This is a genomic window from Streptomyces sp. NBC_01618 (assembly GCF_045209435.1).
Lineage (GTDB): Bacteria > Actinomycetota > Actinomycetes > Streptomycetales > Streptomycetaceae > Streptomyces.
Genome location: NZ_CP109297.1, coordinates 4,117,480 through 4,140,436, shown reverse-complemented (window position 1 = coordinate 4,140,436; position 22,957 = coordinate 4,117,480). Strand labels below are relative to the sequence as shown.

20 protein-coding genes and 1 pseudogene are annotated in these 22,957 nt (G+C 71.1%); 8 read left to right on the top strand and 13 right to left on the bottom strand.

Going from position 1 to position 22,957, the window contains the following annotated elements; genetic code table 11:
• Positions 1-22: 22 nt before the first annotated feature.
• Positions 23-1,282: a helix-turn-helix domain-containing protein gene (locus OH735_RS19350; RefSeq protein WP_406382776.1), complete on the bottom strand. Its 1,260-nt coding sequence runs from the start codon at positions 1,280-1,282 to the stop codon at positions 23-25.
• 594 nt (positions 1,283-1,876) lie between these two features.
• On the opposite strand from OH735_RS19350, the gene OH735_RS19345 reads away from it, so the two are divergent.
• Positions 1,877-2,335 (top strand): hypothetical protein, encoded by a 459-nt coding sequence (locus OH735_RS19345; RefSeq protein WP_406382775.1) that lies wholly within the window; start codon positions 1,877-1,879, stop codon positions 2,333-2,335.
• Positions 2,332-2,949, top strand: a complete 618-nt coding sequence (locus OH735_RS19340; RefSeq protein ID WP_406382774.1) for a hypothetical protein — start codon at positions 2,332-2,334, stop codon at positions 2,947-2,949. Before OH735_RS19345 ends, OH735_RS19340 begins: the two co-directional genes overlap by 4 nt.
• A 334-nt stretch (positions 2,950-3,283) precedes the next feature.
• Here the strand turns inward: OH735_RS19340 and OH735_RS19335 are convergent, their stop codons facing one another.
• Positions 3,284-3,769: a hypothetical protein gene (locus OH735_RS19335; RefSeq protein ID WP_406382773.1), complete on the bottom strand. Its 486-nt coding sequence runs from the start codon at positions 3,767-3,769 to the stop codon at positions 3,284-3,286.
• Positions 3,766-4,092, bottom strand: coding sequence for a hypothetical protein (locus OH735_RS19330; RefSeq protein WP_332429156.1), 327 nt, complete (start codon positions 4,090-4,092; stop codon positions 3,766-3,768). The genes OH735_RS19335 and OH735_RS19330 overlap by 4 nt, the downstream gene beginning before the upstream one ends.
• Positions 4,093-5,164: 1,072 nt before the next feature.
• Between OH735_RS19330 and OH735_RS19325 the strand changes: the two genes are divergently transcribed.
• From OH735_RS19325 to OH735_RS19300, 6 genes and pseudogenes are all read left to right on the top strand, one after another.
• Positions 5,165-5,845, top strand: a complete 681-nt coding sequence (locus OH735_RS19325; RefSeq protein ID WP_406382772.1) for an ArsR/SmtB family transcription factor — start codon at positions 5,165-5,167, stop codon at positions 5,843-5,845.
• Positions 5,842-8,370: an ABC transporter permease gene (locus tag OH735_RS19320; RefSeq protein WP_406382771.1), complete on the top strand. Its 2,529-nt coding sequence runs from the start codon at positions 5,842-5,844 to the stop codon at positions 8,368-8,370. The genes OH735_RS19325 and OH735_RS19320 overlap by 4 nt, the downstream gene beginning before the upstream one ends.
• An 83-nt stretch (positions 8,371-8,453) precedes the next feature.
• Positions 8,454-8,636, top strand: a pseudogene (locus OH735_RS19315) (hypothetical protein); the annotation flags it as partial.
• A 342-nt stretch (positions 8,637-8,978) separates the two neighbouring features.
• A complete protein-coding gene (locus tag OH735_RS19310) occupies positions 8,979-9,149 on the top strand; it encodes a ferredoxin (RefSeq protein WP_406382770.1) in 171 nt (56 codons plus the stop codon).
• Positions 9,150-9,185: 36 nt separating this feature from the next.
• Positions 9,186-10,910, top strand: a complete 1,725-nt coding sequence (locus tag OH735_RS19305) for a PucR family transcriptional regulator (protein WP_406382769.1) — start codon at positions 9,186-9,188, stop codon at positions 10,908-10,910.
• A gap of 221 nt (positions 10,911-11,131) precedes the next feature.
• Positions 11,132-12,475 (top strand): diaminopimelate decarboxylase, encoded by a 1,344-nt coding sequence (locus OH735_RS19300; RefSeq protein WP_406382768.1) that lies wholly within the window; start codon positions 11,132-11,134, stop codon positions 12,473-12,475.
• Between the two features lie 124 nt (positions 12,476-12,599).
• Here the strand turns inward: OH735_RS19300 and OH735_RS19295 are convergent, their stop codons facing one another.
• The 10 genes from OH735_RS19295 to OH735_RS19250 all read right to left on the bottom strand — a co-directional run bounded on the left by OH735_RS19295 (position 12,600) and on the right by OH735_RS19250 (position 22,946).
• On the bottom strand, positions 12,600-13,394 hold the full coding sequence (locus tag OH735_RS19295; RefSeq protein WP_406382767.1) for an SAM-dependent methyltransferase: 795 nt from the start codon (positions 13,392-13,394) through the stop codon (positions 12,600-12,602).
• Between the two features lie 101 nt (positions 13,395-13,495).
• Positions 13,496-14,311 carry a discoidin domain-containing protein gene (locus tag OH735_RS19290; protein ID WP_406382765.1) on the bottom strand — a complete coding sequence of 272 codons (816 nt, stop codon included), beginning with the start codon at positions 14,309-14,311 and terminating at the stop codon, positions 13,496-13,498.
• A 308-nt stretch (positions 14,312-14,619) separates the two neighbouring features.
• Positions 14,620-15,153 (bottom strand): phage tail protein, encoded by a 534-nt coding sequence (locus OH735_RS19285; protein ID WP_406382764.1) that lies wholly within the window; start codon positions 15,151-15,153, stop codon positions 14,620-14,622.
• Between the two features lie 5 nt (positions 15,154-15,158).
• Positions 15,159-17,117 carry a putative baseplate assembly protein gene (locus OH735_RS19280; RefSeq protein ID WP_406382763.1) on the bottom strand — a complete coding sequence of 653 codons (1,959 nt, stop codon included), beginning with the start codon at positions 17,115-17,117 and terminating at the stop codon, positions 15,159-15,161.
• Positions 17,114-17,527 (bottom strand): GPW/gp25 family protein, encoded by a 414-nt coding sequence (locus OH735_RS19275; protein ID WP_389984076.1) that lies wholly within the window; start codon positions 17,525-17,527, stop codon positions 17,114-17,116. The genes OH735_RS19280 and OH735_RS19275 overlap by 4 nt, the downstream gene beginning before the upstream one ends.
• A 6-nt stretch (positions 17,528-17,533) precedes the next feature.
• Complete coding sequence (locus OH735_RS19270; protein ID WP_406382762.1) at positions 17,534-17,827, bottom strand: PAAR domain-containing protein; 294 nt, start codon at positions 17,825-17,827, stop codon at positions 17,534-17,536.
• Positions 17,828-17,863: 36 nt separating this feature from the next.
• Positions 17,864-19,870, bottom strand: a complete 2,007-nt coding sequence (locus tag OH735_RS19265; protein ID WP_406382761.1) for a VgrG-related protein — start codon at positions 19,868-19,870, stop codon at positions 17,864-17,866.
• Entirely contained in the window at positions 19,870-20,676 is an 807-nt protein-coding gene (locus tag OH735_RS19260; protein ID WP_406382760.1) for a LysM peptidoglycan-binding domain-containing protein, read from the bottom strand. Before OH735_RS19260 ends, OH735_RS19265 begins: the two co-directional genes overlap by 1 nt.
• Before the next feature lie 5 nt (positions 20,677-20,681).
• Complete coding sequence (locus tag OH735_RS19255; RefSeq protein ID WP_406382759.1) at positions 20,682-21,119, bottom strand: phage tail protein; 438 nt, start codon at positions 21,117-21,119, stop codon at positions 20,682-20,684.
• 51 nt (positions 21,120-21,170) lie between these two features.
• Positions 21,171-22,946, bottom strand: a complete 1,776-nt coding sequence (locus OH735_RS19250; protein ID WP_406382758.1) for a hypothetical protein — start codon at positions 22,944-22,946, stop codon at positions 21,171-21,173.
• Positions 22,947-22,957 lie beyond the last annotated feature (11 nt).

Below are 22,957 nucleotides of genomic sequence, written 5' to 3'. Positions count from 1 at the left end.
ACCCAAGGAGAAAAGGCGCGAACTACGGCGCGTTACCCGCGATTGCTTCGAGTTCTGTGGTATTGACACTCGGATAGAGGTCTCGGTAGACGTGCAGGTACTCCGCTACATGGCGTAGGCCGAGCTGGGTCAGCCGCCAGCGGTACTCCGAGACATGTGTCCCTCCCGGTGCCATGACCGGGACGGAGTCCACGAAGCCACGACTCGGCTGTGCTCCGGACCTGCCCCGGTAGCCCACTCCAATGAAGAACAGTGAGCGGCCGGCTAGTTGGTCGTCCTCCAGGCCAGCAGGCTCTGCGGAAGCAACACGGGCAACGACGCCCCATAGCCACTCCGAAAGCAGGTGGGGCGCAGGATCCGGCTCGCGCGGTTCACCAAGCCCCGCACGGGCGGCAGCCCGGCCGCGCCTGGTGATCTCCACCAGCACGCGTCCAACCTCCCCAACAGCCGGGTGGTCAACGGAATCCTCACTGACTACCAACAGCCCCCGCCGCTCTAGAGCGTGCACCGTCGAACCCACACCGGGATCGTGAACGCCACGCTGGCGAAGCCGCTCCTGCAACCGGGTGTATCCGGCAACGGACGGTGCGGCCCTCAGGGCCAGGGGCAATCGGCGCCACTCAGCGGCCTTGGGCACGGGCAGCCGCTGAAGCCGCCGCATCCACATCTCGGTCGCGGTCATCCGGTCGTCCCGCATGACCTCTCCTAGGTAGACCTGCTGACGCTCGTTCAACGAATCCCATGTTGCCAGCGCCGCCCTCGAGGGTGCCTGCTTGACTTTGTCCGACAACACAGGAGCAGGATCTTCCGGCCTGGTTCGCATCCATGCGTCAAGGACCATGCGCACCGGAACGCCGTACGCCCTGGCCAGGGGGCCGATTAGGCGCCCCGTCGCCTCGGGGTCCTGCCAGAGTCGCCCAGTGACCTGCCCCCCGCTCTCCAGCGCGGAGACCTTCGGCGCGGACACGCGCAGCTCCCTCCCCGCAGGCGTGGTCTTGAGCAGTTCGGCGACGCGCTCCAAGGTCAGCCCGGCGGCATACCTGAGATCGACCAGCGTCTCCTGACCACGCGGGGCACCGGTGAGAGCCTCTACTGTGCATCCGAGCGCGGTCGCCAACTGCTCCAGGCGCCTTGCGGTGGGGGTATGACGACCCTCCTCGTAGAAGAAGATCATCCGAGCCGAAACGCCAGCTCGGGCAGCTAGGGCGGCGCGGGAGAGTCCCATCTCGACGCGTCGAGCCGCCAGACGTACCGGATCGACTGTGCGCAACGGCGATGGCATACCTTCTATGGAAGTCGCATGAAGACTTCATTGCAATGGCGCCGCTCCAACCGCAAGGCTGACAAGGACGCTCGGGCGGCTCTCATCGACCAAGGCCGCGGTCGCAGGTGATTGTCGGGGTAGGGCGATGGACAGCGAGCGACGCTGGCGGCTGCTTGGAATGGCGGCCGAGGCCGTGGTGTCGTGAATATGACAGTCGTACGCCAGTTACGCAGGTGGCGCGATACCCGCTCTGGAGCAGATGGCGGGACTGGGTGTGCCACACGCCATTGGGCATCAACCCACGGTAGGAGCGACCGCTCACATGCAACAGAGCGCACCTGGGACCGAACCATCTTTACTGACGCTGGGTTGAGCGAGGCCAGGTAGCAGAATCCGGCTGGGCAGTTGCCAGCCGAGAGTGCCACAGATCGCACTGCCGTGTGGCGCCCTTGGGCCCATGTCTCTCGAACGGGTGAAAATACCTGGTCCTAGCTCTCGGGGGCCGTTAGGAAGGCAGGACAGCCAGCGTCGGCCTGTCGGCGCTGGGATATGTGCCGCTTACCGAGGAGAAGAACGATCAAGCCCTTCATAGCCCGGAGTGAATCCACAACGGTGCCACGAGAAGCACGCAAATCCAGCGCCGATATCGACCTCGACGCGCTCCCTCCACATACCCTCGTCGTCAAGGGCGGCCGGGTGACACCGATAGGGAAAATGGTCATCGCGAAGGTGGCCAACGATTTGACAGCCGCTTGCCTGGGGGCTGACGACCCACAGGCCGCCATCGAGTTGCTCCTACAGCTCATCCCCAAGCACATGGCAGAGATCGCGAGCCGACACAGGAACGTCGAACCCAGCCCGCTGCGCGGTGCCCTGAACAGCATGGTTGGGTCCGAGTGTCTGGAGCGACGCTCGGGCCGCGACGCACTGACAGGTGACCGGGCGGACGGCCAGCCGGACACCGATAACACCTGGCACGATCGTCTGCCGTGCACCCGCCAGCACGGCCACAGCGACCACCACCGTGACGCCGTCGGTCGGGTCTGGCAACGAGCGGAGATCCTGGGATGACGCTCCTGACCCGCGAACGCCTTTCCGCTACCTCGGTCCACATCTACCGAGGAGACACCGGGCAAGCGAAACCCTTTCTGCTACGTCGTGACGGTGACCGCTTCATCACCACCTACGACCCCAAGCGCGCCGACGTAGGCACAGCAGCCGTGCTCACTCGTGCGCTTCTCTCCTCCGAGGGCGTCAGTGTCTCTGAGGTGGTCCTCGAAGGCCACGATCCCGCTCTGACGAACCTGTACCACGCTGCCTCGAAGCTCCTTCTGGGCGTAGAGATCACCCGAGGGCCGCGAATCACGAAGCCCGTCGTGAGGGTCGTCAGCCAGGACCCCATGCAGGCGACGTACTTCATCCCCAAGAAATGGGATCTGCTCGACGCACTCGACAGGCTGCCCACCGCCTTCGCGGACGCCCGACCTGAGGCGGCCCGCCAGCTGAAAATGCTCGAACAGGCTAAGAAAGACTCCGAGGGCAAAATTGATCATGCTCTCGACGTGGTGGCCATGCTGATCCTTGAGACTGACGACCCGGACAGCGTCTACGACGAGTTGCTGCGCCTGCTCGATCAGTACCGACCCGAAGAGACACCAGTCGACGCCCCCGCCACTGCGGCTTGACTCGATCGACGAGCAAACACGAGCCGGCAGCATCCGTGCCGCAAGAGGCGGCTCCGTGGTTGCAGTTTTGGCTGCGTTCACCGGCATACGGCACCGTTCAGAAGCCCTATGTGCCTCTACTTCTCCGCAGGTCAGGACGTTCCCGCACCTAGCCGAACCCCCATACGAACATTTGGAAAGCGTGTTGGGGGCAACCCCTCACGAGTTCGAATCTCGTATCCTCCGCCATTGCTCTCACCGGGCAATACGTCGAAGGCCCCGACCGGGAAACCGGCCGGGGCCTTCTGCGTTCCTCCGTACCCTCGCACCAGGGACACGACCGCCGACCGACTCCTCAGATCTGCACCACGTGCACGTCCTTGGCGTCCAGTGCCTTCAGGTAGGCATCGAGGTCGGCCGGATCGCTGGTGAAGACCACGGCACTGCCGTGTCGGGCCGCCGTCAGAGCCACCAGGGCATCCACGGCGTCCGGCCGCTTCTTCGGGGGCAGCTCTGCCGCACCGAGGGCGCTTCCGATGCGCTGCCATTCGGTGATGTCCGGGCCGGTGGCGCACATGATGCAGGCCGTCTGCCCCACGCTGGTGGGGCGCATGGCTGGGGCCGAACTACGAGCCTGCGGCACCGTGCAGTCCTTCATCACCCCGGCCAGGGCATGCACCGTGGCGGGGCTGGGCCGCCAGACTTGTGCCAGTACCGGTCCGAGCACGAGCGCCCGATGCGGCGTGTCCTGGAGGCCGGCGTGCAGACGCACAGCCTTCGCCTTGCGATCCGCGAGCGCAATCAGCATGCCGGTGTCGTAGACCGGCACCCGGGCGCTCACGCCGCGTTACCGGATCGGGTAGCAGGACCGTCTGCGCCATAGACGAGCCCCATGGCCTCCTGCACCTCCTGCCGCTCCTGCTCCGTGAGATCGTCGTCGGCGACTTCAGGCAGCGGTGCCAGTGCGGCAGCCTCCGCCTCAGCTGCCGCGATCACCGCGTCGAGTCGGGCGAACTGCGCCTCGGCCGCTTCCGCCTCGGCCATCTGCCGGGTCGCAGCGTTGACGAGATAAGCGGAAACATCCATGCCGGCCCGCTCCGCGTGAGTCCGGATGCGCTCGGCATGATCACTGTCAAGGCTGATGCTGATCCTCGTCTTCGGCATACCAGAAGTGTATGACGCGTATTACGGCCTCGCCAAGCGTTCCTCCCGACAAAGGCCGGCGACCAGGCCGGCGACTCAGGCCGCCATGACTCGACCACGGCCGCCCGAGCTCTGTCCGACAAGGTTCGCGGTCTCAGTTCTGGTCTCATTCACCGCTGTACGGCGCCATCCGACCGTGCGGCAGCTCCATCACCCGTCGCAGGTCATGACGCACCTGATCGCCGCCGGACGGCCGGGCGAAGACTTGGAAAGCGCGTTGGGGGCAACCCTCACGAGTTCGAATCTCGCATCCTCCGCCATTGCTCTCACCGGGCAAAACGTCGAAGGGCCCCACCGGGAAACCGATGGGGCCCTTCGACGTATGCGGTCGCGCTCTTTCGGGTCACCGGGCAGGCTGTTGTCGCACTGCTCGAGCGTTCGACATCGGGGCGTCGGCCCTGCCCCGACCGGTGCGCGAAGGGCATTGCCCGCTGCGACTGCACGAACACAGCAGGTTCGCGACGCCCCCCGTGGATCACCAGGGCTCGGCCATCTCACCGTCGTCAACGAGGCCGTATCGCAGCAGGTGACGAGAGAACAGCGGCTCGCCCTTCACAAGGTGGTCCAATCCCGACAGCGATGAGCTGGTGGACGGGACTGTCCACTCGCCGGACTGCTCGCCGACCACGCGCTCGGCCACGTGACGGTGGAGCGGGCCGAGGAGCCGCCTCGGCAGGTGGTCCGGGGGCTGATTCCGCCGGGTGCCTCGTCCTGAGAAATTGCCCTGCCCGATATGCAGGGATTATCCAGGACGATGTACGAGGTCCCCGTCGGCCGGCTTCCTCACTGCTCTGAGCAGCCGGAGGAACTCCCGCCACCGCTTGCGAACCGGTAATAGTGCTCGCCCTTGCACAGCTGGAGGTTGAGCGGCCGAACTCATCGACCCAGATCACCCGTTGGCCGGTCGGCGGGGATGTCGCACAGGGGCCGGACCCCCTCGCCGACTTGCCGGACTCGGGTGGGGAAAACCCCCCTCTGAGGACGCCGGGCCACCGCAGTGCACAGATACCTGTGCACAGACGACTGTGTAGGCATGTCCCAGGAACCCGGCGCCGACGAACCCCCAAAGGCGCGACGCGCCTCCGTTGCACCTGTCGAACTCGGCAACCTCGCCGCACTCAAGGCACTCGCCCACCCACGCCGCCGGCGTGTGTTTCAGCACCTGGCCCTGCACGGCCCGGCGACGTCGGCAACGCTCGCCCGGGCGCTCGGACTGAACACCGGGGCGACCAGCTACCACCTGCGCGAGCTGGCCAGGTACGGCTTCGTCGAGGAGACGGACGGGACATCGACCGGGCACCGGGAGCGCTGGTGGCGGGTCATTCCCGGCGACCGTCGCTTCCCGCCACGCAGCCGCCAAAGTCCCGAGATGCGGCACGTCCTGGATGAGCTGAACCACCATGCGTACGCCGCCGACCTGGAACTCTTCGAGGGGCTTCAGCGCGACGCCGACGACGGTCCCTGGGCGGACGCATTTCCCTACTCGCGCGGCACCGTCCGGCTCACGCTTCCCGAACTCAGGGAGTTCTTCGAGGAGTACATCGCCCTCCTCAACCGCTACAAGCGGCCCGAGTCCGAGACCCCACCCGGCGCACGCACGCTGCTCACACGGTTCCTCGCCTTCCCCGCCCCCGAGCCGACGGGCGACGGCAGCTCCGGAGCCGACCAGAAGCACGACACCGCACAGAGTGGAAGAGAGGCCGATCCCTCATGATGCTTCGCTACGCCGTGAAAACCGTCCGCGCACGCAAGGCAGGCTTCCTCGGTGCCTTCCTCGCCCTGATGTGCGCGGCCGCCCTGATCACCGCCTGCGGCACGCTCCTCGAGACGGGGCTGCGCGGCACCATCCGAACCGAGCGCTATGCCGCGGCCCCGATCGTGGTCTCCGCCGACCAGAACGTCCACCAGACCACCGTCAAGCGGAAGAAGGACAAGACCAAGGTCAAACACAAGGCCAAACCCGTCGCCGAGCGCGCCTGGCTCCCGGCCGACATCGGACGCACCCTGGCGGGCACACCCGGTGTCGCCCGCGTCATCCCCGAACTCACCTTCATGACCGAGCCGTTGACCCCGAACGGCACCGGCGGCAGAACCTCCTACGGGCACGCCTGGGAGTCCGCCGCGCTGACGCCGTACCGGCTCATCGCGGGTGATGCCCCCACGGCCGACACCGATATCGTCGTCGACCGCTACCTCGCCGAGCGCGCCCGTCTCGAACCCGGTGACCGTCTCACCGTCCAGTCGACGCAGGCCCCGCGCTCCTACCGCGTCTGCGGTATCGCCGCCCCCGCCACGACCGTTCGCCACCAGACGTCCCTGTTCTTCTCCACCGCCGAGGCTCGCCGTCTCGCCGCCCGCCCCGGGCAGGTCACCGCGTTCGGTGTGATCCCGGACGCGGGCACCGATCCGGGTCGGCTGAGGCACGCCGTGGCCACGGCTCTGCATGGCACCGGTTCCCAGGTCAGCGCCAAAGACGCCCGTGGTCCGGTGGAGTTCCTGGACGCCGCTGCGGCGCGTATCAAGCTGGTCAGCATGGGCGGCGCGATGAGTGGCGCCTCGCTGCTCGTGGCGGTGCTCGTGGTCGTCGGAACCTTCGCGCTCTCCGTCCAGCAACGCAACCGCGAACTCGCCCTGCTCCGCGCCATCGCCGCCACCTCCGGCCAGATCCGCAAGCTCCTCGGGTGGGAGGCCCTGGTAGTCGGAGCGGCCGCGGGAACGGCCGGGGCCCTGGTGGGGCTCCCCTTGGGCGGTTGGTTGCACGGCAGGTTCGCCGCCCTGGGCGCTGTGCCCACCACGCTGCAGCACACCGCCGGTTTCTTGCCACCGCTCGCCGCCGTCGCCGTGACCCTGTTCGGCGCCTGGGCCGCCGCGCGGATCGTCTCGCGCCGCGTCGCCCGGATCCGGCCGGCCGAGGCACTCGCCGAAGCCCGGACCGAAGCCACCCGGCCCTCCTGGGGTCGTCTCCTCGCCGGCCTCCTGCTGCTCGTCGGCGGCGCCGCCCTCGTAGCCCTGCTCAGCATCCTGCACACCGAGCCCGCCTCCACACCGATGACGTTCCTCACCGTCGTCGTCCTGTCCACCTCCGTCGCCCTGCTCGGGCCGCTCCTGGTCAAAGCAGCCGCCCTTCTCCTCACCGTCCCGCTGCGCCTGGCCGGCCCCGGTGGCAGGCTCGCCGGCGCCAACCTCCGCGGCAACGCCGCCCGCATGGCCTCCGTCGTCACCCCCCTCGCTCTGCTCATCGGCATGACCTGCACGGTGCTGTTCCTGCAGCCCACCCTCGGCGACGCGGCCCGCGCCCAGACCCGTGAGGGCATCCGCGCCGACTGGGTGGTCGCCTCCCAGGGGGCCGGTGTCCCGTCCGAGGCGGCACGACAGCTGCGTACCCACCACGCCGTCGTCACCGAAGTGGTCCGTACGACCGTGCGGGTCGGCCTCGACAAGTACGCGGCCCAAGGCGTCACCCCGGCCGGTCTCGCCCGCACCTGGGATCCGGACGTCACCGCCGGATCCCTCCACAGGCTCACCGAGCACACTGTCGCCGTCAGCGAACTGGCCGCGGACCAGCACCACCTGAAACCCGGAAGCACCCTGAAGCTCACGCTCGGCGACGGCACACCCGCCACGCTCACCGTCGTCGCCGTCTACTCCAGGGGCCTCGGCTTCGGAGACCTCACCTTCGCGCACGACCTGCTCGCCCGCCACGTCGACAACCCGCTCTCCCCCTCCCTCCTCGTCAGCACAGGCCGCACACAGACACAACTCATGACTACGCTACGTGAGTTCCCGGGACTCCAGGTTCTCTCCCCGGCCGCCGCGGACTCGCTCCAGGCGCAGCGTCAGCAGACCAATGCCGAGGTCAACTTCCTCACCATGGGGCTCGTACTGGCCTTCACGGCCATCGCGGTGGTCAACACACTCGCCATGTCGGTCTCCGAGCGCGTCCGGGAGTTCGCGCTGCTGCGTCTCGCGGGGGCAACCCGCCGTCAGGTGCTGCGCATGCTGCGTACCGAGGCACTGTCGGTGCTCCTCCTCGCCACCGCCCTCGGCACCGCCATCGCCCTGGCCGTCCTGAACTCGTTCAGCATCGGCATGACGGGCCGAGCGGCACCGGCCGTCGCACCGCTCGTGTACGTCACGGTGGTCGCCGGAGCCGGACTCCTCGCACTCGTCGCGACCGCCCTGCCCGGACGCGTGGCACTGAGGGTCCGGGCGGTCACGGTGGCGACAGCCAAGGAATGAAGTTCCGCCGCTCAGAGCGCCGGCCCCCGGACGAACATTTGGAGCAGGCGAAGGGCCCCACCGCCGGCGGGCGAATTCGAGGGGGCCGTGCGCTCACCGGCCCTCAGCCAGGGGTCCCGCCCGTCGCCGCGGCCCACCGCTCCTGGCATACCAGCCAGGTCTTCCACGGCAGCCCACGCCCGGCCGCGGCCGGGCGACCGAAACTGCCCGCACACATGCAGTCCCCGGTAGTCCTTCGGGTTTCCGTGAATTTCAGCCGTCGCTGAAAACTCCGGGATCGAGAGGATCTGCCGGGGGCCTGGCCAGAGCCAACGAGTGGGTCACGCGGTTCAGTGAACGTCTTCACCGACGGTGCGGCTCGCTCTGGTTTTCTGGTGTATTGATGATTTTCCTCACTATTTGGGCCAGGTCAAGGGGTTTGCTGCCTCTTCCTGAGAAATGTTCTGAATTTCCTGCGCGCGCGGGGCCCCGTCGGCGCCTTCTGCCGCCGATCGCCCCGTGCGCTCCGGGCAGGTGATCGGTGATCCCATTGGTCCGCCATTGCTCGCGGGTCCCGAACGACGCTCGCAGGCTGAGGCGGGGGTACTCACAGGAAGGGCGGCCCCTTGATGAGGCTTGTCGTCGATCTCGACCGGTGTCAGGGGTACGCGCAGTGTGCCTTCCTCGCACCCGATGTCTTCGCCATGCACGGCGAAGAGTCGCTGCTGTACAACCCGCACGCCGCCGAGGCCCAGCGGGAGCAGGTGATGCGTGTCGCCACCGCGTGTCGCGCCCCGTAGTGACCCACGTCGGGGACCGCCGACCATGATGGGTGGATGCCTGCGCATGAACCGGACCGGAACGACGCGTGGCCCTCGCTGGAGCAGCTTCTCGGGCTGATCGCACCCGGGATGCTCGACGTCGTCGTCGCGCCGCGTGGTACCGGTGTGGAGGTCGCCGACGTGGTGCTGCACGATCCCGGCGAGGAACGGGACGACGACGGTGCCTGGGCGGCGCCCGGGGCGATCCTCCTCGCGGTCGGGGTGGAGGTCGCCTCGCCCGACGCGATCGACGTGCTGCGCGACGCGGAGCGGGCCGGGGCCGCGGCCGTGGTGCTGCGACGGGGCAGCCGCGGGCCGCGGACGGCGCTGGTGGAGGCGGCCGGCCGGGGCCGTACGGCGTTGCTGACCCGGCGGCCGGGGCAGCGGTGGGCGGAGGTGCTCGGTCAGCTGCGGACGGCTCTGGTGCACAGCGCCCCCGCCCGGAGCGCCGGGGTGGACCGGACCGCCGGGACGGCCGGGTCGGACGGGGCAGCCGGGTCGGACGGGTCGGACGGGCTGCGGCTCGGCGACCTTTCGGGGCTGGCCAATACCGTGGCGGACCTGGTCGGCGGTGCGATCACGATCGAGGATCCGCAGTCGCGGGTGCTGGCGTACTCGCGGATGGACCACGAGCCCGATCCGATGCGGCGGCTGACGATCCTGGGTCAGGAGGTCCCTCGCTGGCGGGTCGTCGAACTCCGCGAGAGCGGCTTCTTCCAGGCGCTCTGGGGCACCGACGACGTGGTGCGGCGCCCCGCCGACGAGCGGTCCGCCGAGCGGCTGGCCATCGCCGTGCGCCACGGGTCCGAGGTGCTCGGGTCCATCTGGGCCGCCGCCGACGGCCGGCCGCTCGCCGAGGACGCGGCGGCGGCGCTGCGCACGGCCGCCCGGGCCGCCGTGCCCCACCTCTTCCACCACCGGACGTGGGGCCGGGCCGCGACCGGAGCGCGCGAGGACGCGGTGCACGCGCTCCTGAAGGGGAGCGTCCGAGCCGCGCACGATCTCGGCGTCGTGCCGGGCCGCCGGTACGCGGTACTGGTCGCCGAGGCGCACGACAGCGAGGATTCCGGTGCGGCCTTCGCCGCCGGGCAGCGGGTGCTGGACGTACTCGCGCTGCGGGCCGCCGCGTACCGGCCGGGATGCGTGACCGCGCGGTCCGGGCGGCGGCTGTACGTCCTGGTGCCCGCCGGGGACGGGGAGACCGATCCGGCGCGCGCCCTGCCGGCGACGGTCCGCTCGGTGCCGCGCAGTGTTGTGTTCGCGGGCGTCGGGCCGGTGGTGGCGGACCTGTCGGCGCTGCCCGCGTCGCGCGAGGCCGCGGAACTGGTGGTGCGGGTGCTGCGGGAGCGGGCCGCCACGCTGCCCGCCGCCGAGGTGGTGTCGGCGGTCGCGGGATACGCGGAGGTGGGCGCCGACGCGGCGCTGCTGCGGTTGCTCGACGGGGTGGAGCCGTTGTGGGAGTCGCTGGCGGGGCCGGTGCACGCGATGGTGGAGCACGATCGGGTGCACGGTTCGCAGTACGGCGATTCGGTCGCCGCCCACCTCGACGCGTTCGGCGACACGGCCAGGGCCGCGCAACGCCTGGGCGTGCACCCCAACACCTTGCGGTACCGGCTGCGCCGGGCCCGGGACCTGTTCGGCGTGGATCTGGCCGACCCCACCGTGCGCCTGCTGGCGGACATCGGTCTGCGGCTCGCCCGTCGGACCGCTGAGGACGGGCCCGCCGGGCGATCACGGTGATCGTTCCGCTGTCGGACGGCACAGCCGAACCGGTCCCGCATGGTCGCCCAGGACGAAGACATACCGGGCCTCCCGCACCGAAGCTGTGCGGGACGGCCTGCCGCTCCGGCACCGAAGCTGTGGTGCGGGGCGGCCTGCCGCTCCGGCACCGAAGCTGTGGTGCGGGGCGGCCTGCCGCTCGGCGGACGCAGTGCACGACCGACCTACGGAGTGTGGTTCACGTGACTTCCGGTTCGGCCCATCAGCGCGGCAGCGCCCGTGCGGCGGCGCTGGCGCGTGCCGTCGAGGACGGGCTGCTCGGCCCCGGCGCCCCCCTCGTCGGCCTTCTTGACGTCGACGCCGTGCTGGCCGCGGTGAGCGCGCTGAACGAGGCGTTCGACGGTCCGGCGACCGTGCACCACACGTTCGCCGCCAAGGCGTGCGGCCTGGTGCCGGTGCTCCGGCTGCTCGCGGATGCGGGGATGGGCTGCGAGGTGGCCTCGCCCGGTGAGCTGGAACAGGCCCTGGCGGCCGGATTCCCGTACGACCGGCTGGTCTTCGACAGCCCCGCGAAGACGGTCGAGGAGCTGGAGACGGCCCTCTCCCATGGCATCGCGATCAACCTGGACAACTTCCAGGAGCTGGCCCGGGTGGACCGCCTGCTGGCCGGGCGGGAACCCGCCGGACCGATCGGGCTGCGGGTCAACCCGCAGGTGGGGGCGGGTGCCATCGGCGCGATGAGCACCGCGACGGCGACCTCGAAGTTCGGTGTCGCGCTGCGCGATCCGGGGGCCGTCGACGCGGTGATCGACGCCTTCGCGCGCCGGCCCTGGCTCAACCGGCTGCACGCGCACGTCGGTTCCCAGGGCTGCCCGCTGCCGCTCATCGCCCAGGGCATCCGCGCCGCCTACGAACTGGCCGAACGCATCAACACCGAGTTGGGCCACGCCCGGATCACCGGGCTCGACATCGGCGGCGGCCTGCCCGTGAACTTCGCGGGCGAGGACGACCGGCCGACGTACGCCGACTACGTCGCCGAACTCCGTGACGCCGTACCCGGGCTGTTCGACGGCCGCTACACCCTGGTCACGGAGTTCGGACGCTCCCTGCTCGCCAAGAGCGGAACGATCGGAACCGTCGTCGAATACACCAAGTCCGCCGGGGGACGGCAGATCGCGGTCACGCACGCGGGCGCCCAGGTCGCTGCCCGTACCGTGTTCATGCCCGAATCCTGGCCGCTGCGCGTCGGGGTCTTCGACGCCGCGGGCCGCCCCAAGCAGGGCCCGACCGAGATCGTCGACATCGCGGGGCCCTGCTGCTTCGCCGGGGACCTCACCGCGGCCGCGCGCGAGCTGCCTGTCATCGAGCCCGGCGACGTGGTGGCGCTGTACGACACCGGGGCGTACTATTTCTCGTCGCACTTCTCGTACAACTCGCTGCCCCGGCCCGCTGTTTACGGCTATCGGACCGGCACCGACGGACGGGTGCGGTTGGCGCTCGTGCGGGAGGCGCAGAGTGCGCGCGAGGTCGTCGAGGAGAGCGGTCTCGCCCACGCGGACGCGCTGGTGGGCCTGGGCACGGAGTGACGCCCGAAAGCCCGGAGCGGGGCCGGGTCCCGACGCCGGGCCGGCTCCCGTGGCGCCGGGCCGGGTCCCATGGCGTGGGGCCGGGTCCCGTGGCGTGGGGCCGGCTCCCGTGGCGTCGCCCGGGTCAGCGGGCCCGTGCCACCCCGACGTACACGCCATTGGGCTCGTACTCCGGAGCCTCCGTGTCCTTGTACCACTCGGGGCCCGACACCAGTCCGGGGGCCACGAATTCGAGCCCCTCGAAGAACCGCTCGACCTGGGCGCGGTTACGGGGGAGCAGCGTCATGCCGCCCGCCCGGTACGTGCCGCTGATCCGGTCCGACAGCTCGGCCGGCACGAAGTCCGCGGTGCCGTGCGAGAGCATCAGGTAGCTGCCGGACGGCAGGGCGTCGACCAGGTGCCGGGTGATGCCGTACGGGTCCTCCTCGTCCGCCATGAAGTGCATCAGCGCGATGAGGGACAGCGCGACGGGTCTGCTGAAGTCCAGGATCCCGCGGGCGTGTCCGAGGATCGCCTCCGGGTCGCGGACGTCCGCCTCGATGTACGAGGTGACGCCCTCCGGTGTGCTGGTCAGCAGGGCCTCCGCGTGCCGCAGGACGATCGGATCGTTGTCGGTGTACACGACTTTGGCCGCCGGATTGACCGCCTGGACGACCTGGTGCAGGTTCGGCTCGGTGGGGATGCCGGTGCCTATGTCGAGGAACTGGTCGACGCCCGTCCCGGCCACCCAGGCGGATGCGCGGTGCATGAACGCCCGGTTCAACCGGCAGGCCCGCCGGGCCACTTCGGGGAGCTTCTCGCCGACCTCCTGGTCGACGAGGTAGTTGTCCTTGCCGCCCAAAAGGTAGTCGTACACCCGTGCCGGGTGCGGCCTGCTGGTGTCGATCCGGGACACGGGCGTATCTGAACCTGCGGACATGAAGGACTCCGATCACGGGGAACACCGCCGAGCGGGCCGTACGGCCGTACCCGCGAGGAAGGGCAGAGGCGTACGCATTCTAGGAGGACGCGAAGAGCACTTCACGGCCTTCGGCCGAAGAACTCGACCTCGGCGAAGGCGAGTCGGCGGTCCTTGCCCGCTCCGTAGGTGGTGTCGGTGGTGAGCCGGGCCCGGACGACCTCCGAACCGCGCAGGTCGAAGGTCTGCTGGCCGGGCTGGTCCTTGACCCGCAGCTTCCTGGTGACCCGGGTTCCGTCGGCGGAGGTGAGCTGGACGGTGATCCTGGCCGGGCGGGCCTGGGTGAGGAACTCGTCCATCTTGGTCGACGTACCGGAGAAGACCACCAGCTTCAGCACCCGTACCGGCTGCTCGAAGTCGCACTCCAGGTACTGGCCCACGCCCGTTTCGGGGCCCGCGGCCGACGGCGCCCAGTAACGGTTGTTGAAACCGTCGAACGCCGCACCCGCCGGGTGGCCCGGCGCCGTGCTGGAGGCCCGGAACCGGGTGGGCGGCACCGCCTCCGGCGTTCCGGTCTCATCCTTGGCGAAGCCGAACCAGCCGGACAGATGCGGAAGAGCGAACCAGACGCCGCACGCCACCACGATCAGCAGGATCGGAAGCGTCAGTCGGGGGCGGCGCCACAGCCTGCGCCGCGGCCGCGTACCGGCGGTGGGCGCCTGGCGCGGTCGCCTGCGGAGGATCCGGCGCCACCACGGAGGCCGGACCTCGGGCGGCGCACCCGGGTCGAGGAGCAGTGCGCAGCGGATGCACAGGGTGCGGTCCGGGTCGTTCTCCGTACGGCAGTTGGGGCAGCGGACGGGGGTGACGGGAGGCGGGCCCGGGGGTGCGTGCGGGGGGTCCGGGGGTACGTCGGGCAGCGCCTCGGGGCCGGGCACCGATTCGTCCGGCTCGTCTCCGGGACGACGCGGGGCGGCCGGAGGGGTCGGAGGGGTTGGAGGGGTTGGAGGGGTTGGAGGGGTCGGCACGACGGGGGGCTGAGGGGTCGGTTGTGGTCCCGGTGGTGGCTGGGGCGTGGAGACGGGCGCAACGGGCGGATCCGGCGTAACAGGCGCGGCCGGCGCAACTGGCGTAACAGGGGCCGCAGGACGAGACCCGTCCCCCGTCCCCTCCCACTCCAGGAACGCCTGGCACGACTTGCAGAACTGTGTCCCCGGCGCATTGCTCTGTCCGCACGCCTCGCAGATCACGAGACCTCCAGGTCGAAGCCCACGTGCGCCGGAATCTCCGTACGGATCAGCTCCTCCAGCCGCACCCGGTCGACCTGGTACGGCTGTGCGGCCCGCACCCGGACCGTCACCCACGGCCGCGGGCCGCCCGGGAACTGTGTGTGCGGCGTCGACGACCACGCCGTACCGCCGCTCTCCACGATGTCCGGCTCGATCCCGGTCTCCAGGAACACCGCCTCCGCGAGACCGCGCCGGGTGCCGCGCCTGCTGTGCCGCTCGACCGCGCCGCGCACCGTCGCGCGCCGCTGCTCGGCCGGGTGCTCCGGGCGGATGTCGACGGCCACCCACTGGGCCAGCCAGGCGAGGAAGTCCTCGGGCGCGCTGCGCGGATCGAGGTGGGCGGGCAGATTGTCGATGGAGAGCAGGACCGGGGCGAGCACCTCGTCGAGCGCCGCGAGGAACCGTCGCAGGAAGTCCTGCTCCAGATAGACCGCCGGGAGCTGTTCGATCAGCGGGTGCGGCGTCGGCAGGCCGTTCACGGCTGTACGCATGACGGTCAGGCCTCCTGTACCCGGAGCTGGTGCTCGTAGCTGAAGACCAGTGCGTGCCGGTCCAGCGCGATCTTCGTGGTCGGTTCGCCGCGCTGCCCGGTCACGGGGTCCGCGGGGAAGAGCCGTACGTCCTCCACCAGGTCCACGCCCGGCACCTGTTGCAGGACGGCGAACGCCTCGCCCGACTGGATCGGCCGGCCGAACGGCCAGCCCTCGCCGCCCGGTCCGCCGCTCAGCGGGTTGAAGTAGCTGTACAGGGCCGCCAACGCCTCCTCGCGTACCCGTTCCAGCACGACGCCCCGGCGGGCCTGGACCGAGGCGACCACGGTGACGCCCTGGTAGTAGGGCGGTTCGACCACCAACCGGGCGCCGATGGGCCGCCGTTCGTCCAGATGGCCCGCGATCAGGGCGAGGGTGTGCTGCGGCGGGACGAGTTCGTCGAACTGGATCCGGCCCTGCTCGTCGCTGCGCCCGGCCGGCACGACGAGCAGCCGCACCCCGCCCGCCTCGACGTCCGACTCCCCGCCGGCCGGGATGCACTGGACCCGGGACGCGTCGGGGGCGACCTCGCGGGCCAGCAGTTCGTAGTCGTGCGGTACGACGGCCCGGTGCAGGGTCCGCAGTGTCATGGGCCCGCGCACCCGTGCGCTGTCCACCGTCTCGCCGTCGACGCCGCCGAGCGCGGGCCGCCGGTTCTCCACCCGGGCCACGTACGGGATGGCGCTGCGCAGCACCCGGAGCGTGGAGCGGGCGACGTTGCCGCGCAGGCCACCGCCCGTACGGTACGAACGCACGCGTACGGTCGCACCCTTCGGCGGCACTGCGCCGTAGTGGCGGACGGAGCCGTCCCGCTCCCGTACCGCCGGACCGAATTCGACCCGCCCCGAGTTCGGGTCGAGCGTGATGTGCCGGTCGTCGGGGCCGGAGTGCGCGAAGTCGTCGACGCGGGTCCATTCCGTGCCCTGCGGGCTCCCCGCCGGGTCCGCGACCTCGACGACGAACTCGCCGGGGACGACCGGTGGGCGGCTCACCGTGAAGGTCTGCCCGGGTACGCCCTCGGCCGGGCCGAGCACCTCGTCGGTGACGGTCTCGGCGTGGACGGCCCCGACGGTCGCGCCGATCGTGAACGCCGTGATCCGGCGCACCACCGGGGACGCCATGTAGGTGGGCTGCCCGGGGACGGCCTCCACCAGCCGGCAGCGCAGCCAGCCGCCGGTCCGGCGCACGACGACGGCCGGCGTGTGGCCCTCCGGCAGGTGCAGGATCAGCTCCCCGGACCGGTTGAAGCCGCCGGTGTCGTCCTTCTCGACCTCGCAGACCGTCCAGGCACTGCCGTCCCAGGCCTCCCAGAGCAGCGGCGGCCGCAGCGGGTCCACGCCGACGCCCTCGACCGCGCAGTCCAGCCGCAGCACGACGACGCCCGACGGAACGGCGGCAGACAGGCCCAGGTAGAGGGCGTCGCCGGGCGTGGGCGTCGTGTCGAAGCAGGGGACGGCCCGGCCGAGCGTGAGTTCCTCCGTACGGTCGGCGGCGTCACCGGACGTCGGCCAGGTGGCGAGGTGGGCGAACTCGCACGGCAGGACGGACAGTTCGCGGACGGTGGTGAACACGACCGCTTCGTCGGTCTCCGTACGGACGGTGGCCACCTCCGTACCGGCCCGCACCCGCACCGGTTCGGGCTGCGGCGCGGAGAGCCGGAACGTCACATCGGTGTGGGCGGCCGTGGGCGGGTGCAGTCGGACCCCGATCAGGTCGAGGAAGGTCAGGTAGCTCTTCTCCGGCACCCGGTTCACCCGGTAGACGAGCTGGTCGACCATGGTCGCGAAGGCCTCGATGAGGGTCACGCCGGGGTCGGACACATTGTGGTCGGTCCACTCGGGGCAGCGCTGCTGGACGAGCCGTTTCGCCTCGTCGACCAGGCCCTGGAAGTGGCGATCGTCCAGATGCGGGCTGGGCAGCGTCACGCGCCGTCCACCTCCTCGTGCTGCGGGATCACATAGAACGGGAAGACGAGGTTCCGGGGGTCGTTGGCGCCCCGTACGGTGTAGCCGATGTCGATGTACAGGACCCCGTTGTCGGCCTCGTCGAAGCGGACGACGACCTCCGTGACCTCGATCCGGGGCTCCCACCGGTCCAGCGCCAGCCGAACCTCGTACGCGAGCTGACCGGCCGTACCCGCGTCCGCCGGGGCGAACACGTAGTCGTTGATGGCGCAGCCGAACTCCGGCCGCATGGGCCGCTCGCCCGGTGAGGTCGCGAGGATCAGCCGGATCGACTCCTCCAGTTCGTGCTCGCCGCGCACCAGGGCGATGGAGCCGGTGGCGTCCGTACGCGGCGGGAAGGCCCAGCCCGCGCCGATGAACTGCTGGCCCATGGACGCTCAGCCTCCGATCAGCACCGTCGGGCAGCCCGACACGACGGGTGAGCCGCAGGCGGCCAGGTCCCCGACGCGGGCGGCGGGCTGCCCGCCGATCAGCACCGAGGTGCTGCCGGGCGGCGCGAGCGCGGACGGCGGGTGCACCGCGGGCGGCGGCGACGCGCACACGTGCGGGGTGCCGACCGTCGCGGCGGGGAGGCCGCCGATGAGCACGGACGGGACACCGGGCGGCCCGACCGTGCCCGGGTGTCCGGTGGGGTCGCCGACCCGTGCGGCCGGCGCCGCGGCTGCTGACATGGCAGTCCGTTCCTCTCGCTCAGCGCGTCCGCGCCGTCAATTGATCTTCACCAGGGGTGCGTTGATGGCCAGGGAACCGCCGCCCAAGATGTCGGTCCGCTGTGTTCCGTCGACCGCCACCCGGGCGCCCTGGACGTTCACCGTGCCGCCGGTGGAGAGCTTCAACTCGCCGTTCCCGCCGTCGACTTTCACGCCGCTGCGGGACGTCAACGTGACGCTGTCGCCGCTCAGTTCGAGCGTTCCTTGCCCGCCGTCCAGCGCGATGCCGCGGGCCGCCTTGATGGACACCTGCTGCTTGGCCTCGATGTTCACGCTGCCGTCGCTGTTGATCACGATCACGGTGCCCCTGCGGTCGAGATCGATCCTCAGCTTTCCGTCGCCGGTGAGCAGGCGTACGCCCTGCGGTCCGTTGGCACCGTCCAGGAGTTCCAGCTGGTTCCCGCTCCTGGAGGCGATCGAACGCCGGTTGACGGCCCCGTTGGTCGGGTCGACCAGCGGGGTTCCCGGGGCGGATTCGGAGGTGGCGGCCGATGTGGCCGGGTCGCCGGCCACGGCACCGGCCACCGCGGCGGCCGGTCCGCCGCCCTGACCGCCCCCGCCGCCGCCCCCGCCGCCGCTCCCGCCACCACCACCGCTGCCCTGTGACGGCCGGTCCTTCCCGTTGTACAGACCGGCTAGGACGTACGGACGGTCCAGATGTCCGTGCTCGAACCCCACCAGGACCTCGTCCCCGACCTCGGGGATGAACGCCTCGCCGCCGCTCGTCCCGCCCGACTGCGCCGTACGCGCCCAGTCGCTCGCGTACTCGTCCGACAGCCACGGAAACCGCACCTTGACCCGGCCCGAGCCCTCCGGATCGTGGGTGTCCGTGACCGTCCCGCTGACCAGCCCGGCACACCGCGACCCGCCACCGGCCCCTGCCCCGGATCCGCCGGAACCCGGCCCTCCGCCGGTCAGCCCGAACAAGGAGCGCTCCTGCTGCCCGGAGACCGTGAGCCAGGTCTCGTACCCGCGCACCGGGTCGAAGACGTGCCGCGACGACGTGACGGTGTACCGCCCCTCGAAGGGCGCCCCCACCGCGTTGAGCGCCACCGCACTGCCCGCCCGCACCTCTGGATTCCCCCGGATCACCGCCTCCAGCTCGGCGAACGATCCGGCGATCCGCTCCGCCAGGGCCTTCGCCGCCTGGTCCACCTGCGCCTGCGCCCCGTACGCCGCGTCCGTGACCACGAAACGCGCCTCGCCGAACGGCGCGGACACCTCGGCCGCGCTCACCCCCAGATCCAGCGTCGCCGACTTCCCGGCGGGCGCCCGCCCGACGAGCGGCTGCTTGGTCTTGACGTCCCAGCCCCGCACCTCGACCTCGGAGACCTGTTCCGCGGACGACACCCCGGCCCGGCAGCGCAGCAGATTGCTGCCCATCTCCAGCACCAGCGGATTCCGGTCGGCCCGCGCCGAGCCGTCCGGCGCGCCGGACGCCTCCGCGGGACGGGTGATGTGCAGCTGCCCGTCGAGTACGTACGCCTGCGCGCCCGCCTCCTCCGCGAGGTCGCGCACGAACTCCCAGTCGGTGACGTTGGGCTGCGCGATGTGTTCGAGTACGGGCCCGGCCACGTCGACCGTTCCCGGCTTCAGTCCGGCGCGCTGGGCGACCTGGGCGCAGATGTCGGCGAGCGTCATGTTCTGGTAGCTGGCCACCCGGCGTCCCCGGAACAGCCGGTGCGACTCGTCGAGCCCGCGTACGACGGTGAAGGTACCGGTGTCGTCGAGCTCCACCTCCAGGGCCGTGACCACCCCGTTCAGCAGCGGTTTCGGTGCCGTGTCGCCGCCCGCGCGGGCCAGCAGCCGGGCCTCGCTGCCGATCTTCAGCCCGGTCTGTTCCAGCAGCACCCGGTCCGGGTCGCGGAAGCGCAGGAGAAACAGGTCGGGAAGGGTCCGGCTGTCGTCGACGTACCCCTCGACCAGCGTGTTCACGAACTTGGGCGGCAGCGGCCGGCCACCGAACTCCACCACCAGCGCCGTCGCGACGCCCGGCTGCGCCATCAGGACCGCCCCCTGTCCCGGGTCTCTTCGAGCCGGGACAGCTCGTCGAGCGCGGGGAGCAGCAGCTGCTGTCCCGGGGCCAGCCGCATCGGGTCGTCGATCCCGTTCGCCTCCGCGATCACCCGCCAGGCGGCCGGGTCGCCGTACTCGCGCTGGGCGAGCGAGGGCAGCGAGTCCCCGGCGCCCAGCCGGTGCACCCGGCGGGCCGCGAGAGCGCCCGACGTCGGGTTCTGGCCGGGGGTGTCGCCGCTGATCTCCTCCATCGTCACCTGGCAGACCGCCCGGATCGGCACACCCGACGTCGTGAACAGGGTGTATTTCGCCTGCACTTGGCTGACGTAGCCGGGGAACCCGGTCAGCCCGCCCCAGTGGAACACCACCCACGGCGGCGACGAACGCTGCTGCTGACGGGTCTCGTTCGTCGGTACGCAGCATGCGAAGAGCTGCTCCACCGAGGTCACCACACGGGTGTCCTGGGTGTCGCTGGCGTCGAAGAACATCTCCACGGTGAGCTTGCTGGGCTGCGAACCCTGGTACTCCGGCGGACCCGAACTCTTGGCGCCCTTGGCCGGACTCCGCTTCCAGGAGGCGGCCTTGGTGAGGCTCAGCTCCTTGGGGTTGAACTGGAAGTCGATCCGTCCGCACGGGCCGCCGGGCGTGAGGCCACCGCCGGTCGGCGGCGTCCGCAGCTCCAGGTAGGCGTGCTCCAGCTTGGGCCGGGCCGAACCTCCCCTGCCCGCCTTCGCCCCCGCCGACGCCCCGGACGTACCGGCGGCGCTGAACGCGATGGGACCCGCACCACTCACGACGGTCAGCCCTCCATCACGTAGCCGTGATGGGCGATCTCGATCGTCTCCATCGCGACCTTCGGCGATTCGGGGGTGAAGGAGGGGCCGGTCCAGCGGACGGGCACGACCTCCAGCAGCCCCCACTGGGCCACCTTCTGCCCGTCTCCGGTCCGCGCCTCGATGCGCGCGGTCTTGCGGCTGAACCCGGTCGTCATGGTGGCGAACCAGCGGGCCACCTTCTCGGTCTCCTTGGTCAGCGGCCTGGACAGCTTCACGTTGGAGTACTTCAGGCGGGTCGGCAGCTGCCACAGATGCCCGTTGTTGCCGCCCTCCTCGCGTGTTTCGAGCACCACTTCACAGCCCAGCCCGTCACATGTGTTGAACGACCCGAGCTCGATGTCGTCGATCGTGACGACGAAGCAGACGCTGACGGCGGGGTCGTTGTCCTGGGCGGTGGCCATGGCACGTACCTCTCAATTCCCTGTGTTGTCGCTGCTGTTCATCGCCGTTCCTCAGTGCCGGGTGTTGATGAGGAACCCCGCTCGTTCCCGTTCCAGCCGCAGATCCGCCTTGAAGAGCCTGCTGAGCGGCGCGTACAGGGCGCGTACCAGTTCGTCGGTGACGACGGGCGCCCCGCCGGGGAATCCCGGTGCGCCGTGGGCCCCGGCTGCAGGCCCGGGTTCCGGTTCCGGTTCCGGTCGGGGTTCCGGATCGGGTTCGGGCGCGGGCTCCTGGGGCGGATCCGGTGGCGGTGGCTCCTCGGTCTCCGTCTCGCGCTGGACGACGGGGGGCGCGTACGGCGGGGGCGGCGACCCGAAGACGACACTGCCGTCGGCCATCCGCTGCGCCACCCCGGCGGCCACGGCGACCGAACCGGCCGAGGTGAAGGAGGGCGCGGAGGGCGCGTGGGTGGCGGACGGCGCGGTACGGCTACCGGAACCCGGCAACGAACGAGGCACCGGCGGCCCCCCGGCTGCCTGCCGCTGCAGGGCGGGAAGCGGCGGGGAAGGCGCACCCGCCGCCTGCCCCGGAGTCGTGGAGGTACGTTGCAGCGCCGCCGGTACGGATGGTGTCGCCGCCGTCGACGGCGCCCCCGGCCCGCCGGACGTCCAGCGCACCGGAACGGCATCGGGCAGGGGCGTCGGCCCGGGGCCCGGCACCGGCCCCGCACCGGCCGGCGCAGACGCTGCCACCCCGTCCACGGCGGAACGCTGTACGGCGTCCGGCCCACCGCTCCGCCCGGACTGGAGCGTCAAGGGCCGGTCGGCGAGCAGCGGCGCGACCGGAGCGGTGGCCGGGGGCGGTGACAGGGGAGCCCGCGACGGCACGGCGGGAGTCCGCTGCACCGCCGAGCCGGACGAGGAGGCGGGAGCGGGCGTGGGTACGGACTCCGGCGGGGCGGCGAGCAGCGGATCAGCGCCGAGCAGCGGCGCGGTGGGCCCGTCGGAGTCGGGTGCCGGCTCCGGGGCTGCGGGCGCCCGAGGAAACTCGGGGGCCTCACCTGCACCACCGTCCGCCGCACTCCGGGCAACCGGAACCGCTCCGGCCGCCCCCTCCGTGTCCGGTCCGGCGTGGGCAGCCTGTCGCTGTGCCGTGGGCGGCAGCGCGGGCATCGGCGCGCCGAGACCGGGCCCCCGCCGGGGCGGGCCCGCAGCCGGCGGCATCACCGACCGCTGTACAGGCGGGGGGGTGGGCGAGGGCGAGTGTACGGGCGTGGGCGGGGTCGAGGAATCGGGCACGGCCGCCTCGGTTGTCGGTACAAGGGGCTGCTCGCCCACCAGTTGGCGTACCGGCAATTCCGCCACGGCCGACTCCCCGGCCGACGTCATCGCGGACGCACCACCCGCGGCAGCGCGCTGCACGGGCACGGACAAGGGAACGGACAGGGAAACGGACCTGGCACGGGCCGGCGGCAGTTCCACCGGACGCTCCACGGACCGCTGCACCGGCGACGGGCGGTCCACGGTGGCCGGGGTGGCCGGGGCGGTGATCCCGTGCACCAGCCCGGTGGGCGCGTCCGGGCTGACGAGATGTCCGAGGGGGGTCCCGAGTGAGGCGTCCTGCCGGGTGGAGAGCGATCCCTGGAATCCGGCAGGGTCGATGACCAGATCCTGAATGCCCAGAGTCCGTTGGATGGGCGGCAGTTCGGCCGGATCGACCCGTTCACGCCGCACGGCCGCCGGAGCGGCACCGGCGCCGCCGGTCTCCATACCCGCGACCGCACCGGTGGCCCCGCCCGTACCCGTCTCCGTCCGCCCGCCACCGCGCAGCCAGGACATCAGGCCCATGGATTCTCCCG